The organism is Achromobacter sp. FW305-C-13 (assembly GCF_058783475.1).
Genome location: NZ_JBYSYN010000002.1, coordinates 519,408 through 533,613, shown reverse-complemented (window position 1 = coordinate 533,613; position 14,206 = coordinate 519,408). Strand labels below are relative to the sequence as shown.

The following is a 14,206-nucleotide window of genomic DNA, read 5'->3' as shown; positions in this document are numbered from 1 at the left end:
ATGAACACCATGTCTTCTTCCAATCTGCAAATCTCGGGCCTGGGCAAACGCTACGGCGACTTCGTCGCCCTGGCGCCCACGCACCTGGACGTCGCCCGCGGCGAATTCCTGACCCTGCTGGGTCCGTCCGGCTCCGGCAAGACCACCCTGCTGAGCCTGATCGCCGGCCTGGCGCAGCCCGACGAGGGCCGCGTCTTGATCGACGGCGCCGATGTCACCTACGGCGCGCCGTATGAACGGGATATCGGCATGGTGTTCCAGAACTATGCGCTGTTCCCGCACATGAGCATCGAGGAGAACATCGCGTTCCCCTTGAAGATGCGCAAGGTGCCGGCCGCCGAAGCGCGCCGCCGCGCGCACGAAGCGCTGGAGATGGTGCGCCTGCCGCATGTGGCGACGCGCCTGCCGCGCGAACTCTCCGGCGGCCAGCAGCAGCGCATTGCGCTTGCGCGCTGCATGGTCTACCGCCCGGCCATCATCCTGATGGATGAACCGCTGGGCGCGCTGGACAAGAAGCTGCGCGACCAGATGCAGCTTGAGATCAAGCGCATCCACCGCGAACTGGGCACCACCATCGTGTACGTGACGCACGACCAGGAAGAGGCCATGACCATGTCCGACCGCATCTGCCTGATGAACGGCGGCGCGATCGAACAGCTGGGCACGCCGGCTGATCTGTACTTCCGCCCCCGCACGCTGTTCGTCGCCGATTTCCTGGGCGAGTCGAACCTGCTGCAAGGCGAAGTCGCGTCGGTGGACGGCGAGACGCTGACGGTCAAGCTGGCACATCAGGGCGTAACCGGGCAGGCGCTGTCCAACGGCGCCCCCATCCAGGCTGGCCAGAAAGTCACAGTGATGCTGCGCCCGCAGAACCTGCGCGTGGGCACCACCGGCCCGGGCCTGACCGGCAAGCTGCTGGACGTGATGGTGACCGGCAGCCTGACCAAGCTGTACCTGGATTCCGGCGTGGCGGATGCCGCGCCGATCGTCGTGGCTTACCCCACGCAGCGCCAGGCCGAGCAGTACGCGATCGGCCAGCCGCTGACGGTCAGTTGGCAAGCCGCGGACGCGGTGGCCATTGCGGAGTGAACGCATGACAACCCTTGCCAATCCCCGCAAGCGCATGAGCCCGGGCCGCCGCCATTTCCTGATGGCGGCCCCGCTGGTCGTGCTGCTGCTGGTGCTGCTGATCTACCCGGTCGGCCAGTTGCTGCTGTTGAGCTTCGTCGGCGACCAGGGTTTTACCCTGACGCAATACCACCGGCTTTTCGAATCGTCGGTCTACGTGAACGTGCTGCTGATCACGTTGAAGATCTCGTTGTGGACGACGTTCTTCTCGGTAGTGGCGGGCTACCCCGTGGCCTACCTGATCTCCAGCCTGTCGGCCAAGCGCAAGACCTCGCTGCTGTTCTGGGTGCTGCTGTCGTTCTGGACCAGCTTCCTGGTGCGCACCTTCGCCTGGGTCGTGCTGCTGGGCCGCAACGGCGTGGTCAACCAGCTGCTGCAGGCGCTTGGCATCCTGGATGCGCCGGCCAACCTGCTCTACAACTTCGGCAGCGTGCTGGTGGGCATGGTGCATGCGCTGATGCCGCTGGCGGTGCTGACGATGCTGTCCGTCATGGAGAACATCGACCGCAACCTGCCGCGCGCCGCGTCCACGCTGGGCGCGCGCCCCGGCACGGCCTTCTGGAAGATCTATTTTCCGCTGTCGATGCCCGGCGTGGCGGCCGCCGCCATCATGGTGTTCGTGACGGCCATCGGCTTCTTCATCACGCCCGCGCTGCTGGGCGGACGCAAGGAAACGATGATCACGCAGATCATCATCGACCAGGTCCAGCAGACCATGAACTGGGAGTTCGCCGGCGCGGTGTCGGTGCTGCTGCTGGTGGTGGTGCTGGTGGTCTTCGCCATTTACGACAAGGTGCTGGGCCTGTCGACCATGACGGGCGGCGCGTCCACCCGCGTACGCACTTCCGGCCGCGAAAGCCTGTCGCGCCGCGCGGGCGATGCGGTACTGACCGTGCTGGCCAACGTGTCCGACGCGCTGTTCGCGCTGCTGCCCAAGCGTCTGCGCCGCTCGGTGTCGGGCACCGGCCAGTCGCGCACCTTGTGGTGGATCGTGCTGGGCGTACTGGCCTTTCTGAGCGCCCCCGCGTTCTTGATGATCCCGCTGTCGTTCGATTCGGGTTCCGGCCTGACGTGGCCGCCCAAGGGCTTTTCGCTGCAGTGGTACGAACAGATGTTCACCTCGCCCGTGTGGATGCAGGCGATCACCCGTTCGTTGATCGTGGGCGTGGGCACCGGCCTGCTGGCCATGCTGATCGGCACGCCCGCCGCCTTCCTGCTGGTGCGCGCCAACATGCGCGGCAAGTCGGCGATGCTGGCTTTCGTGCTGTCGCCGATTGTCGTGCCGCGCATGATCATCGCGGTGGGCATGTTCTATTTCTTCGCCCGCGTGGGCCTGGTGGGTTCCACCATCGGCCTGATCCTGGCGCATACGGTCGTTGCCGTGCCGTACGTGGTGATCACCATGATGGCGGTGCTGCGCAACTACGACACGCGCCTGGACCTGGCCGCGCAAAGCCTGGGCGCAGGCCCCTGGGCCACGCTGCGCTTCGTGACCTTCCCCATCCTGGGTGCCGGCCTGATGTCGTCGTTCCTGTTCGCATTTGCGACCTCGTTCGATGAACTGACGATTGCGCTGTTCGCCTCGGGCGGCCTGAACGCCACCTTGCCCAAGCAGTTCTGGGACGAAGTGACGCTGCAGATTTCACCGGTGATCGCCGCCGTCTCCACTTGCCTCTTCATCTTCATTGCCGCGCTGATCTGGCTGGCCGACCGGCTGCGCCGCCGCAGCCTGGCCAACTGATCCATGCGCGCTTGTTTTACCTCTTAGGATTCGCAACATGCTGAACGCAACCCATCTTCGCGGTGTCTTCCCCGCCATCCCGACCCCGGTCAACGCGGACGACACCATCAACGTCCCGGCGGCCCGCGCGCTGATCGCCTACCTGCTCAAGCAAGGCATCGACGGCATCGTGCCGTTGGGCGGCACGGGCGAATACGGCGCACTGCCCCGCGCCGAACGCATCCGCATGTGCAAGCTGACGGTAGAAGCCATCGAAGGCCGCGTGCCGGTTATCCCCGGCGTACTGGACCCCGGCTTTCACGACGCCCTGCAGGCCGGCCAGGAATTCGCCGACGCCGGCGCCGACGCGCTGATGGTGTTGACCCCCTACTACACGACCCCGACGCAAGCCGGCATCCGCGACTACTTCCTGCGCTACGCAGACGCCTCGCCGCTGCCCGTGATGATCTACGAGATCCCGTACCGCACGCGCATCGCGATCGCCCCGGAAGTGTTGCACGAACTGTCCCGCCACGAGAACATCATCGGGATGAAGGCGTGCAATACCGACATGTACCATTTCTTGCGTACGGTGGCGGGCGTTGACGAATCGTTTGCGGTGTTCAGCGGCGAAGACACGCTGCTGCCGGTACATCTGGCTGCCGGCGCGCGCGGCGGCATCGTGGTGACGGCAAGCCTCTTGCCGACGGCGTGGCGGAAGGTTTACGCGTTGGCGGCCGAAGGACGCACGCGGGAGTCGATGGCGTTGCATCGCCGTTTGATTCCGCTGATGAATCTGGCGTTTGCGGAGACGAATCCGGGTCCGATGAAGTCGGTGATGGATTTGATCGGCGTGAATGCACCTGAAGTGCTGGATCCGTTGGTGGCGCCGGCAGACAACTTACAGGCGGCTTTGCGGGCGGAGCTGGCGCCGTTGCTGGCGGAGTTTGAGGGGGTGGTTCAGGGCTAGGCTTTTGGGTTTTGGGGAAGGGTCGCTTTTTTTGCGGTCCTTTTTTATTTTTTTGGTTGGTGGTTCTTCAGACGCCCGTCGTGGTGGTCCCCTGGGGTGTGCGGGTCAACGATTGCGGTCCGGAGCCTTCGCTCCGGACTCGCCTCGGCGGCCCCCCCCATCGTCATCTTCGTCACTGCCTGCGGCAGTTCCTTCAGATTCCCTCGGGCTTATCGACTCCCCGCACACCCCAGGGGACCACCACGACGGGCTCTGGCAATGGCAATCTCACGTCGGCTGGGTAGGACGGTGTGCTTAGGGTTCTCTCCACCCGTGTTGGGTGGTGGAGAATCTTGCGGTGCCCGCTCCCGGCCGGCCGCGCGGGCGGCCTCTGGGAGCTTACGCGGTGTCTTGCGTCGTGTGGGGTATCGCTTCGCGGGTGGGTGGCGTTGTTTGCCTTCGCACGATGGGTCGCGTTGTTTGTCTTCGTACGATGCGTCGCGTTGTTATCCACGTAGGATGGGTGGAGTGCGTTCCGGTGGGCCCAAGCACACTAACGTTTGTCGCACGTAACCCATCATCTTCGCATGCCACCAGATGGGTTGCGCGCGATGGACATGTGCGTTCTAACATCGGCTTTGCCGCGCTCCACCCATCCTACGAACGCGAGTCCAGGTAGACACAAACATAAGGCCCCGAACGTAGCCGATCGTCGTCACGTGCCGCCAGATGGTTGCGCGCGGCGGACGTCGCCGTCCTACGTCAGGTTTGCCCCGCCCACCCATCGAGTACGAAGACAAATACCACTCGGCTCGTCAGACAAGCGACAGTGTGAAGCCCACGACGGTCTTCCTATTAGACGGGTGGCGCGCGTACGGGTCTCGATCAGCACGCCGCTGTTTGCCGCGCGCCACCCGTCGCTCCACCCCTCACCCAGTGACTGCGAGACCCTTAGCAAACCCCTCCCCGCCCGCGCGCAAGCGACCACCGCCACGACGTACCAGTGACGCGTAAGCCGACTGCGCGCCGCCCGCGCGGCCGCAATCGGCGGGCCACGCACATCTCGTCAGTCAGTGGCAATCTAGCAGCGCGGAAACCAAGACAGCGCCAGCCCGTCGGCGGGGTCGGGCTGATGGCGCGCAACCTTGATGCGCCCGAGGGAATCCGAAGGGAGCCGCAGGCGGACGAGGATGACAACGGGGAAGTCCGGAGCGAAGGCTCCGGACCGCTATCGTGGGCGCGCGCCATCAGCCCGACCCCGCCGACGGGCGACCCACGAAGCCCCATCGAGACGCACCGACAAAGCCCCGACCAGCCCCCGCCGCCCCTACCTCGAATAAGCAGAAAACTTGGACTTAGAAATCGAAGTTGCCGCCACCTGCACATGCGGCGCCAGTTCTGCTTCTACCCTCGCCACGGTCCACCGCGTTGTCGGCACGGAAATATTGATTGCCGCCACGGCCAATCCACGATGATCGATAACCGGCGCAGCCACCGAAATATCCCCCAACACGGTCTCGTTCACGATGATCGCGTAGCCCTTCTCGGCCACGCGTTGCACGCGGTCCAGCAGCTTCTCGGGGTTCACTTCGGTATACGGCGTAATCGCTTCCAGCCGCGTTTGCGCCAGGATCTCGCGCCGGTGTTCGTCTGACAGCCGGGACAGAATTGCCGTCCCCGACGCCGTGAAGAAAGCCGGCAGGCGGCTGCCCACGGCGATGTCCACATTCACCAGATGGTGGCCTGGAAAGCGTGCCACGAAAACGATCTCGTGGCCGTCCAGTTCCTGCAGGTTCGTCGTCTCGCCCAGCGTCCGGCTGATGTCCAGCAGATACGGCGACGCCTTGTCGATCAGCTCGTTCGCGCGCACGTAGTTGTACGAGAACTGCAGCACCTTCGGCGTCAGGCCGTAGTTGCGCGTTTCGGGGATGCGGCGCAGATAACCCAGCGTCTCCAGCGTGTAGACCAGGCGCTGCGTCGCGCTGCGGTCCAGGCCGGAAGCGCGTGCGATATCGGCCAGCGTCATGTGGCGTTTCGAACCGTCGAACGCGTGCAGCACCTGAAAGGCTTTTTCAGTGGAACCGACAAACAGCGAAGACCGGGTCTCGGTCGGCGCCTGCGGGTTTGCCGTGTCGTCGGGGGGGGATTTGCGCACAGGGAACAGCCTATTGAGTTCTAGGGATGCCGCGCAAGAATCATCGCGACGTGGGAATTTGCCGGCCCATCGTCGCGTAGTGCGCTTACTTTAATTGTAATTCAATTATTAATAGCAAATATCAATTACTTTAAGCGGTTTCGGCAACCGGTTTTCCCAAAGGCACGCCCGGCTGCGAGGCCGATCGCGTGCCCGGCAGCGGATGGCACGATTGCGGGTGATAGGTGTGCACCACCGACAGCTTCACGCGGTCGCTGCGATTGCCCTGCGCCGCGTGCAGCGTGCGGCAATGGAAGAACACCACGTCGCCGGCCTCGAGTTCCGGGCAAACCGCCTGTGCGATCCATTCGGCGTTTTGCGGCGCGTCGTCGCGGAAGAATTTCTTGTCGTCGAACTGATCGGGCGTGAACGCCGCCGCATGCGAACCCGGAATGAAAGACAGCCCGCCGTTCTCGCGCTTTTCCGGCCCCAGGGCAAGCCAACAGGACACCAGGTCCGTATCGGAAAACGACCAATACCGGATGTCCTGATGCCAGCCCGTCAAGCTGCCGTAGGCCGGATGTTTGGTCATCACACAGTTGTGGTGCACCGTGGACAGCACGGCGGGTTCACCGAAGTAGCTGGCCAGCCATTGGCCGATGCGCGGGGCTGTCGCCCATTGGGCAAACAGCGGATCGCGCGCATAGGCGCTAAGCAGACGGCGCACCGTCAGCCCGCCTTCGGCGGCGCGCGACTCGGGCGCGCCGGGGTAGCGCAGGTCGGCTTCGTATTCGATGGGGGCCACGTGCTCATGCAAATGGCGTTCGGCCAGCGCGCGCAGCGCCGCCACCTGGTCCGCGCCAACGAATTGGCGCGCCACCACAAACCCCTGCTTGCGCAGGACGGCTATCTGATCATCAGGCAGTAACCCGGACATCTCGATCCTCACACCCCGCGGCGGTTGCGAAGCGTCTGCGTGCGGGGCAGGCGCGTACCGGTCAAACGCCGGTATACGCGGGGATGGCTAGATTACCAAAGCGCCGGGCGCCCCGGCGTCAGGCGGTAGGTGTTTTTTCAACCGGCGGAACAATGGGGGGATGCAGGCGCGCGGCGTCGCGCTCCTGCACTTCGTGATGCACCCATTCGCGCCATACCGCCACCAGCAAGGCCATCAGCACGGGGCCGACGAACAACCCCACGATGCCCATGGTCTTCACGCCACCCACCAGGCCGAAGAAGGTCGGCAGGAACGGCAGCTTGACCGGGCCGCCCACCAGGCGCGGGCGCAGGGTCTTGTCGACGATGAAGAGTTCGACGCTGCCCCAGACCATCAGCGCGATACCCGCGACCAGATGCCCGGAGCCCACCAGGTACAGCGACACCAAGGTGAACGACAGCGGTGCGCCGCCGGGGATCAGCGCCATGAAGCCCGTGACCACGCCCAGCAGCACGGGCGACGGCACGCCCGCCACCCAGTAAGCGATGCCCAGCACCAGGCCCTCGCCCAAGGCGATCAGGCCCATGCCCGTGACGGTGGAGTTGATGGTGGCCGGCACCACGCGCGAAAAGCGCTGCCAGCGCGCCGGCAGGATGCGTTCGCCCAGCACGTCCAGCTGGGCCACCATGCGGATGCCGTCCTTATAGACGAAGAACAGCGTGATCAGCATGAACAGCACGGTCAGCAGCAGCTGGAACACGTTGCCCGTGGCCGCCAGCACCATGCGGTAGATATTGCCCAGGTGTTCGCCGCTGACGGCTTCGACCAGCGCGCCCAGCGCATGGGGCTGGCCGATATACGATTCCCAGTATTGCCCCAGCCGTTCGCCCACCACCGGCATCGACGTGATCCAGTTGGGCACGGCCACGCCGTGGCGGTTGGCCGCGATGGCCCAGGCGAAGAAGGTGCTGGCTTCCTTGATGGCGTACGACAGCGCCAGGCTCATCGGCACGATCAGCACGACGATCACCACCAGCAGCGCCAGCGACGCGGCCACTGCCGTGCGGCCGCCGCAACGCACGACCAGGCGCTGGTACAGAGGCCAGCTGGCCAAGCCGATGATCAGTGCCGCAAGCGCGGGGACGAGGAAGCCGCTAAGGAAGTAAACCCCTGCCAACAAGACAAGCAGCAGCAGCCAACGGGCGATCAGGTAAGCGGGTAGAACAGGCTGCATAGAGCGGATCGACAGTAAGGGCGTTGTAGGCTTTGACTGTCGGACTATACAGACGTTTCAAGAAATACGAGGGACGCAAGCCCTGTATTTACTACGGGGTTTCCCGTGGTTTCCCGGCGTGGCGGGCCCGCTGGCCCGCCCCCTCATACGCTTACAGCGCGTATTCGGCCGCCTCTTCGCGCGCGCTGCGGCGGCGCGGCGGCGCCGTCTGGAGCAAGGCGGGTTCCATGCCTGGCTGGGGCTGGGGTTGACCCAGGGTCATCGCGCTGGGCATGCCCAACTGGCGCTGATACACGCCGCAGCTGCCGATGGCGGGATCGGTTTCGTCGCGGCCGCTCAGCAACGGGCAGCCAGCGAACAATTCCGCCACCCAATCGGTGAAGGCGCGCACCTTGGGCGACAACTGGCGGCTTTGCGGATACAGCACGGAGATTGCCGTGGAGCTGGGCTTCCATTGCGGCAGGATTTCGATCAGTTCGCCGGATTGCAGGTGCGGCAAGGCCATATAGCGGGCGACTTGTATCAGGCCGAACCCTTTCAGACCGCAATCCAGGTAGGCGCCGGCTTCGTTCACGGCCACCGTCCCCTTCATGTCCACTTCCTGGTGCTTGCCGTCTACCTTGAAGTCCCAGGCGCAGTTGCGGCCCGTGCGGCTCATGAAGTAATGCACCGCGTGGTGATCGCGCAACGATTCGATCGTTTGCGGCATGCCGTGGCGGGCAATATAGGTGGGCGAAGCGCAGGTGACCGTCTGCAGGGTGCCGATGCGGCGCGCGACCAGGCTGGAATCTTCCAGTTCGCCGGCGCGGATCACGCAGTCCACGGCCTCTTGCACCATATCCACGGGGCGGTCGCCCAGGCCAAGCACCAGCTCGACGTCGGGGTATTTGTCGTGGAAATCACACAATGAGGGGATCAGAATCAGCCGCCCGATGCAGGTCGGGACGTCGATGCGCAGCCGCCCCTTCAGGCGCAGCGCCGCTTCCTGGAAACAGGCCTCGGTCTCTTCGACGTCCGCCAGGATGCGCACGCAATGCTGGTAATAGCCCGCGCCGTCCGGCGTCAGGCCGATACGGCGCGTAGTGCGATTGAGCAGGCGCACGCCCAGAAGGCGTTCGAGGTTCTGGATGATGGTGGTAACGGTGGTGCGCGGAAGCGAAAGGCTGTCGGCCGCCCGGGTGAAGCTGTTGGCGTCCACGACGCGCACAAACACCTGCATAGCCTGAAAACGGTCCATGGCGACGGTGTCCTTTTGGGCAAATAAGTCGGGGTGAACGGAGCATAACCCGATTTCGCCGCCGATTAGTCATTTCTGTCGAACAGTGTTGCCGGAATAGAAAGGTTTATCCGGCCCCGCAAAACACTCAGAATGCAAACCATCTTGAAGTGCCCTTGCCTCCCGGCGCCTCCACAGGGCATGTCAATCCTCAGCTTCCGACACCGCAGTGATCCCGCCCCGCCAAGGCGCCCTGCCTAGGAAACGCAACCCTGTTGCATGTTGCATTGCCGCATATGCATATATCCAGCGGACGCTAAGGACTGCCATGCCCCGGACTGCCGGAGCCGCCTCCGCCCCAGGCTCAAACAAGCGCGCTTTCGCCCCTATACCACTCAAGGAAACATCATGGTTTCGCGCAATCGTATCGCTATGCTCGTCGTCTTTGCAGCCGTACTCGCGGCCGGAGGCGGCTATGCCCTGACCCGGGGACCTGCCGGCGGCAATGTCGCCATGGCCCAAGGCGCCCCCGCCGCCACGCCCGTCGAGGTGGCTGAAGTCGTCAGCAAGACCATCGTGGACTGGCAGCGCTATTCCGGCCGCCTGGAAGCCATCGACCGCGTCGACATCCGCCCGCTGGTGTCCGGCACCCTGACGGCCGTGCACTTCCAGGACGGCAGCATCGTGAAGAAGGGCGACGTGCTCTTCACCATCGACCCGCGCCCGTACGCGGCCGAAGTGGACCGCGCCGCCGCCGCCCTGACGGCCGCCAAGGCCCGCGCGTCGTACACCGCCACGGAACTGGCCCGCGGCCAGCGCCTGCTGACGGACAACGCCATCGCCCGCCGCGACTTCGAGGAAAAGCAGAACGCCTCGCGCGAAGCCGCCGCCAACCTGCAGGGCGCGCAAGCCGCCCTGGACTACGCCAAGCTGAACCTGGGCTACACGCGCATTGAAGCGCCGGTGGCCGGCCGCGTGTCGCGCGCCGAAGTCACCGTAGGCAACGTGGTCGCCGCCGGCGCCACGTCGGTGCCGCTGACGACGCTGGTGTCGGTGTCGAAGATGTACGCATCGTTCGACGTGGACGAACAAACCTTCCTCAAGTACGTGAACCCGGCCCGCAACGGCAAGGCAGGCTCGGTCCCGGTCGAACTGGGCCTGGCCAACGAGGATGGCTATTCGCGCACCGGTTACGTGCAGTCGGTCGACAACCGCCTGGACGCCACCTCCGGCACGATCCGCGTGCGCGCCGAGTTCGACAACGCCGACGGTTCGCTCCTGCCCGGCCTGTACGCCCGCGTCCGCCTGGGCGGCAGCGACCCGCGTTCGGCCGTGCTGATCGACGAACGCGCCATCGGCACCGACCAGGACAAGCGCTACGTGCTGGTGCTGGACGACAAGAACCACGCCATCTACCGCCAAGTGAAGCTGGGCGCCAACCAGGAAGGCCTGCGCGTCGTGGACTCGGGGCTTGCCGCCGGTGAGCGCATCGTCGTCAACGGCCTGCAACGCATCCGCCCCGGCGACGCCGTGGCTCCGACCGTCGTGCCCATGGTTGCCGCCAAGGCCGCTCCGGTCAAGACCGCCGCAGCCGATCTGAAGTAAGGCCTGCGCGTCTACAGAGAACGTTCATGAATATCTCAAAGTTCTTCATCGACCGGCCGATTTTCGCCGGCGTGTTGTCCATCCTGGTGCTGCTGGCGGGCCTGTTGGCCATGTTCCAGCTGCCCATTTCCGAATACCCGGAAGTCGTGCCGCCGTCGGTGGTGGTGCGCGCGCAGTATCCGGGCGCCAACCCCAAGGTCATCGCCGAAACCGTCGCCTCGCCGCTGGAAGAATCCATCAACGGCGTGGAAGACATGCTGTACATGCAGTCGCAGGCCAACAGCGACGGCAACCTGACGCTGACGGTCAACTTCAAGCTGGGCGTGGACCCGGACAAGGCGCAGCAGCTGGTGCAGAACCGCGTGTCGCAAGCGCTGCCGCGCCTGCCGCCGGACGTGCAGCGCCTGGGCGTGACCACCGCCAAGAGCTCGCCCACGCTGACGCTGGTCGTGCACTTGATCTCGCCCAATGACCGCTACGACATCACCTACCTGCGCAACTACGCGATCCTTAACGTCAAGGACCGCCTGGCCCGCATCACGGGCGTGGGCGAAGTGACGGTGTGGGGTTCGGGCAACTACTCGATGCGCGTCTGGCTGGACCCGCAAAAGGTCGCCCAGCGCGGCATGACCGCGTCCGAAGTGGTCGCCGCCATCCGCGAACAGAACGTGCAGGTCGCCGCCGGCGTGATCGGCGCATCGCCCACGCAAGGCGACGTACCGCTGCAGCTGAACGTGAATGCGCGCGGCCGCCTGCAAAGCGAAGAAGAGTTCCGCGACATCATCCTGAAGACCTCGCCCGACGGCGCCGTGACGCACTTGTCCGACGTCGCCCGCGTGGAGCTGGACGCCCAGGAATACGGTCTGCGTTCGCTCCTGGACAACAAGCAGGCGGTGGGCATGGGCATCATGCAATCGCCGGGCGCCAACGCGCTGGACGTCTCGAGCAAGGTGCGCGCCGCGATGGCCGAACTGGAGCAGGACTTCCCGCCGGGCGTGGAATACCGCATCGAATACGACCCCACGCAGTTCGTGCGGTCCAGTATCGAAGCCGTGGTGCACACGCTGCTGGAAGCCATTGCGCTGGTGGTGCTGGTGGTGATCCTGTTCCTGCAGACCTGGCGCGCGTCCATCATCCCGCTGCTGGCGGTGCCGGTTTCCATCGTGGGCACGTTCGCGCTGCTGCTGGTGTTCGGCTATTCCATCAACGCCCTGTCGCTGTTCGGGATGGTGCTTGCCATCGGGATCGTGGTGGATGACGCGATCGTGGTGGTGGAAAACGTCGAGCGCAACATCGCGGCGGGCTTGAGTCCACGCGACGCGACCTACCGAGCCATGCGCGAAGTGAGCGGCCCCATCATCGCCATCGCGCTGACGCTGTGCGCCGTGTTCGTGCCGCTGGCCTTCATGACGGGCCTGACCGGCCAGTTCTACAAGCAGTTCGCCATGACCATCGCCATTTCGACGGTGATCTCGGCCTTCAACTCGCTGACCCTGTCGCCCGCCCTGTCGGCCCTGCTGCTCAAGAGCCATCACGACAAGCAGGACTGGCTGACCCGTGGCATGAACCGCGTCTTCGGCCGCTTCTTCAACTGGTTCAACAACATGTTCGGCCGCGCCTCCGAGTCCTACGGCTCGGGCGTGTCCGGCGTGATCCGCCGCAAGGCCGGCGCGATGGGCGTGTACGCGGTGCTGGTGGCCGCGACCATCGGCGTGTCGTACCTGGTGCCTGGCGGCTTCGTGCCGGCGCAGGACAAGCAGTACCTGATCGGCTTCACGCAGTTGCCCAACGGCGCCTCGCTGGACCGCACGGAAGCGGTGATCCGCCGCATGAGCGACATCGCCCTGAAGGAACCCGGCGTGCAATCCGCCATCGCGTTCCCGGGCCTGTCGATCAACGGCTTCACCAACAGCTCCAGCGCCGGCATCGTGTTCGTGACGCTCAAGCCCTTTGATGAACGCAAGGGCGCCGCGCTCTCGGGTAACGCCATCGCCGCGTCGCTGAACCAGAAGTTCGCCGCTATCCAGGACTCGTTCATCGCCGTGTTTCCGCCCCCGCCCGTGATGGGCCTGGGCACGCTGGGCGGCTTCAAGCTGCAACTGGAAGACCGCGCCGCACTCGGCTATGCCGAACTGGACAAGGCCAAGCAGGCCTTCCTGGAAAAAGCGCGCCAGACGCCTGAACTGGGTCCGTCGTTCTCCAGCTACGAGATCAACGTGCCGCAGCTGGATGTGGACCTGGACCGCGTGAAGGCCAAGCAGTTGGGCGTGCCGGTGACGGAAGTCTTCGACACCATGCAGATCTACCTGGGTTCGATGTATGTGAACGACTTCAACCGCTTCGGCCGGGTGTTCCAGGTGCGTGCGCAAGCCGATGCGCCGTTCCGAGCGCACGCCGACGACATCCTGCAGCTGAAGACCCGCAATGCCGCGGGCGACATGGTGCCGCTGTCGTCGCTGGTGACCGTCAAGCAGACCTTCGGGCCTGAAATGGTAGTGCGCTACAACGGCTACACCGCCGCCGACATCAACGGCGGCCCGGCCCCCGGCTTCTCGTCCGACCAGGCGCAGGCCGCGGCCGAACGCGTCGCCGCCGAAACGCTGCCGCGCGGGGTGAAGTTCGAATGGACCGACCTGACGTATCAGCAGATCCTGGCGGGCAATGCCGGCTTGTGGGTGTTCCCCATCAGCGTGCTGCTGGTGTTCCTGGTGCTGGCCGCGCTGTATGAAAGCCTGACGCTGCCGCTGGCCGTGATCCTGATCGTGCCGATGAGCATCCTGGCCGCGCTGACGGGCGTCTACCTGACGGGCAACGACAACAACATCTTCACGCAGATCGGCTTGATGGTGCTGGTGGGATTGTCGGCGAAGAACGCAATTCTGATCGTGGAATTCGCCCGCGAACTTGAGATGAGCGGCCGCACGCCGCTGGAAGCCGCCATCGAAGCCAGCCGCCTGCGTCTGCGCCCGATTCTGATGACCTCCATCGCGTTCATCATGGGTGTGGTGCCGCTGGTGCTGTCGTCTGGCGCCGGTTCCGAAATGCGCCATGCCATGGGGGTGGCCGTGTTCTTCGGGATGTTGGGCGTGACCTTGTTCGGCCTGTTCCTGACGCCGGTGTTCTACGTGCTGCTGCGTTCGCTGGGCGGCAAGCCGCTGCACTCGGCGGCCCCGCATGAAGCGCCGGAGTGCGCGCCGCACATCGACCCGCACGCACCGCCCGCCACGCAGACTCACGCGTAACGCCGGCAGACGAAAGAGAAGCCAGCGCGTCCCGCCCAAGC

General features: G+C 65.0%; 9 protein-coding genes. 5 read left to right on the top strand and 4 right to left on the bottom strand.

What is annotated here, in order from left to right:
• The first annotated feature begins 9 nt into the window (after positions 1 to 9).
• Genes AC3WMU_RS14000 through dapA form a run of 3 tightly spaced genes read left to right on the top strand, consistent with a single transcriptional unit; the run spans position 10 to position 3,818 of the window.
• Positions 10 to 1,089, top strand: coding sequence for an ABC transporter ATP-binding protein (locus AC3WMU_RS14000; protein WP_280026614.1), 1,080 nt, complete (start codon positions 10 to 12; stop codon positions 1,087 to 1,089).
• A 4-nt stretch (positions 1,090 to 1,093) separates the two neighbouring features.
• Positions 1,094 to 2,869, top strand: coding sequence for an ABC transporter permease subunit (locus AC3WMU_RS13995; protein ID WP_280026613.1), 1,776 nt, complete (start codon positions 1,094 to 1,096; stop codon positions 2,867 to 2,869).
• A gap of 37 nt (positions 2,870 to 2,906) precedes the next feature.
• Positions 2,907 to 3,818: a 4-hydroxy-tetrahydrodipicolinate synthase gene (gene dapA / locus AC3WMU_RS13990; RefSeq protein ID WP_454677950.1), complete on the top strand. Its 912-nt coding sequence runs from the start codon at positions 2,907 to 2,909 to the stop codon at positions 3,816 to 3,818.
• Positions 3,819 to 5,124: 1,306 nt separating this feature from the next.
• Here the strand turns inward: dapA and AC3WMU_RS13985 are convergent.
• The 4 genes from AC3WMU_RS13985 to AC3WMU_RS13970 form a co-directional block, all read right to left on the bottom strand.
• The gene (locus tag AC3WMU_RS13985) at positions 5,125 to 5,952 is read right to left on the bottom strand and encodes an IclR family transcriptional regulator (protein WP_492282514.1); all 828 of its coding nucleotides are present in this window, start codon (positions 5,950 to 5,952) and stop codon (positions 5,125 to 5,127) included.
• Positions 5,953 to 6,082: 130 nt separating this feature from the next.
• The gene (locus AC3WMU_RS13980) at positions 6,083 to 6,868 is read right to left on the bottom strand and encodes a phytanoyl-CoA dioxygenase family protein (protein WP_424625359.1); all 786 of its coding nucleotides are present in this window, start codon (positions 6,866 to 6,868) and stop codon (positions 6,083 to 6,085) included.
• A gap of 118 nt (positions 6,869 to 6,986) precedes the next feature.
• Positions 6,987 to 8,102, bottom strand: a complete 1,116-nt coding sequence (locus AC3WMU_RS13975; RefSeq protein WP_006222487.1) for an AI-2E family transporter — start codon at positions 8,100 to 8,102, stop codon at positions 6,987 to 6,989.
• 151 nt (positions 8,103 to 8,253) lie between these two features.
• The gene (locus tag AC3WMU_RS13970) at positions 8,254 to 9,339 is read right to left on the bottom strand and encodes a LysR family transcriptional regulator (RefSeq protein ID WP_006222488.1); all 1,086 of its coding nucleotides are present in this window, start codon (positions 9,337 to 9,339) and stop codon (positions 8,254 to 8,256) included.
• Between the two features lie 387 nt (positions 9,340 to 9,726).
• Here AC3WMU_RS13970 and AC3WMU_RS13965 point away from each other — a divergent pair, with 387 nt between their 5' ends.
• Positions 9,727 to 10,923: an efflux RND transporter periplasmic adaptor subunit gene (locus AC3WMU_RS13965; RefSeq protein ID WP_006222489.1), complete on the top strand. Its 1,197-nt coding sequence runs from the start codon at positions 9,727 to 9,729 to the stop codon at positions 10,921 to 10,923.
• A gap of 26 nt (positions 10,924 to 10,949) precedes the next feature.
• Entirely contained in the window at positions 10,950 to 14,165 is a 3,216-nt protein-coding gene (locus tag AC3WMU_RS13960) for an efflux RND transporter permease subunit (RefSeq protein WP_006222490.1), read from the top strand.
• The last annotated feature ends 41 nt before the right edge of the window (positions 14,166 to 14,206 follow it).

What these genes read in the sequence shown, in the direction of transcription:
- AC3WMU_RS13975 (WP_006222487.1), bottom strand. Translation starts at nt 8,102, where the DNA reads ATGCAGCCTGTTCTACCCGCTTACCTGATCGCCCGTTGGCTGCTGCTG.
- AC3WMU_RS13965 (WP_006222489.1), top strand. Translation starts at nt 9,727, where the DNA reads ATGGTTTCGCGCAATCGTATCGCTATGCTCGTCGTCTTTGCAGCCGTA.
- dapA (WP_454677950.1), top strand. Translation starts at nt 2,907, where the DNA reads ATGCTGAACGCAACCCATCTTCGCGGTGTCTTCCCCGCCATCCCGACC.
- AC3WMU_RS13980 (WP_424625359.1), bottom strand. Translation starts at nt 6,868, where the DNA reads ATGTCCGGGTTACTGCCTGATGATCAGATAGCCGTCCTGCGCAAGCAG.
- AC3WMU_RS13995 (WP_280026613.1), top strand. Translation starts at nt 1,094, where the DNA reads ATGACAACCCTTGCCAATCCCCGCAAGCGCATGAGCCCGGGCCGCCGC.
- AC3WMU_RS13960 (WP_006222490.1), top strand. Translation starts at nt 10,950, where the DNA reads ATGAATATCTCAAAGTTCTTCATCGACCGGCCGATTTTCGCCGGCGTG.
- AC3WMU_RS13970 (WP_006222488.1), bottom strand. Translation starts at nt 9,339, where the DNA reads ATGGACCGTTTTCAGGCTATGCAGGTGTTTGTGCGCGTCGTGGACGCC.
- AC3WMU_RS14000 (WP_280026614.1), top strand. Translation starts at nt 10, where the DNA reads ATGTCTTCTTCCAATCTGCAAATCTCGGGCCTGGGCAAACGCTACGGC.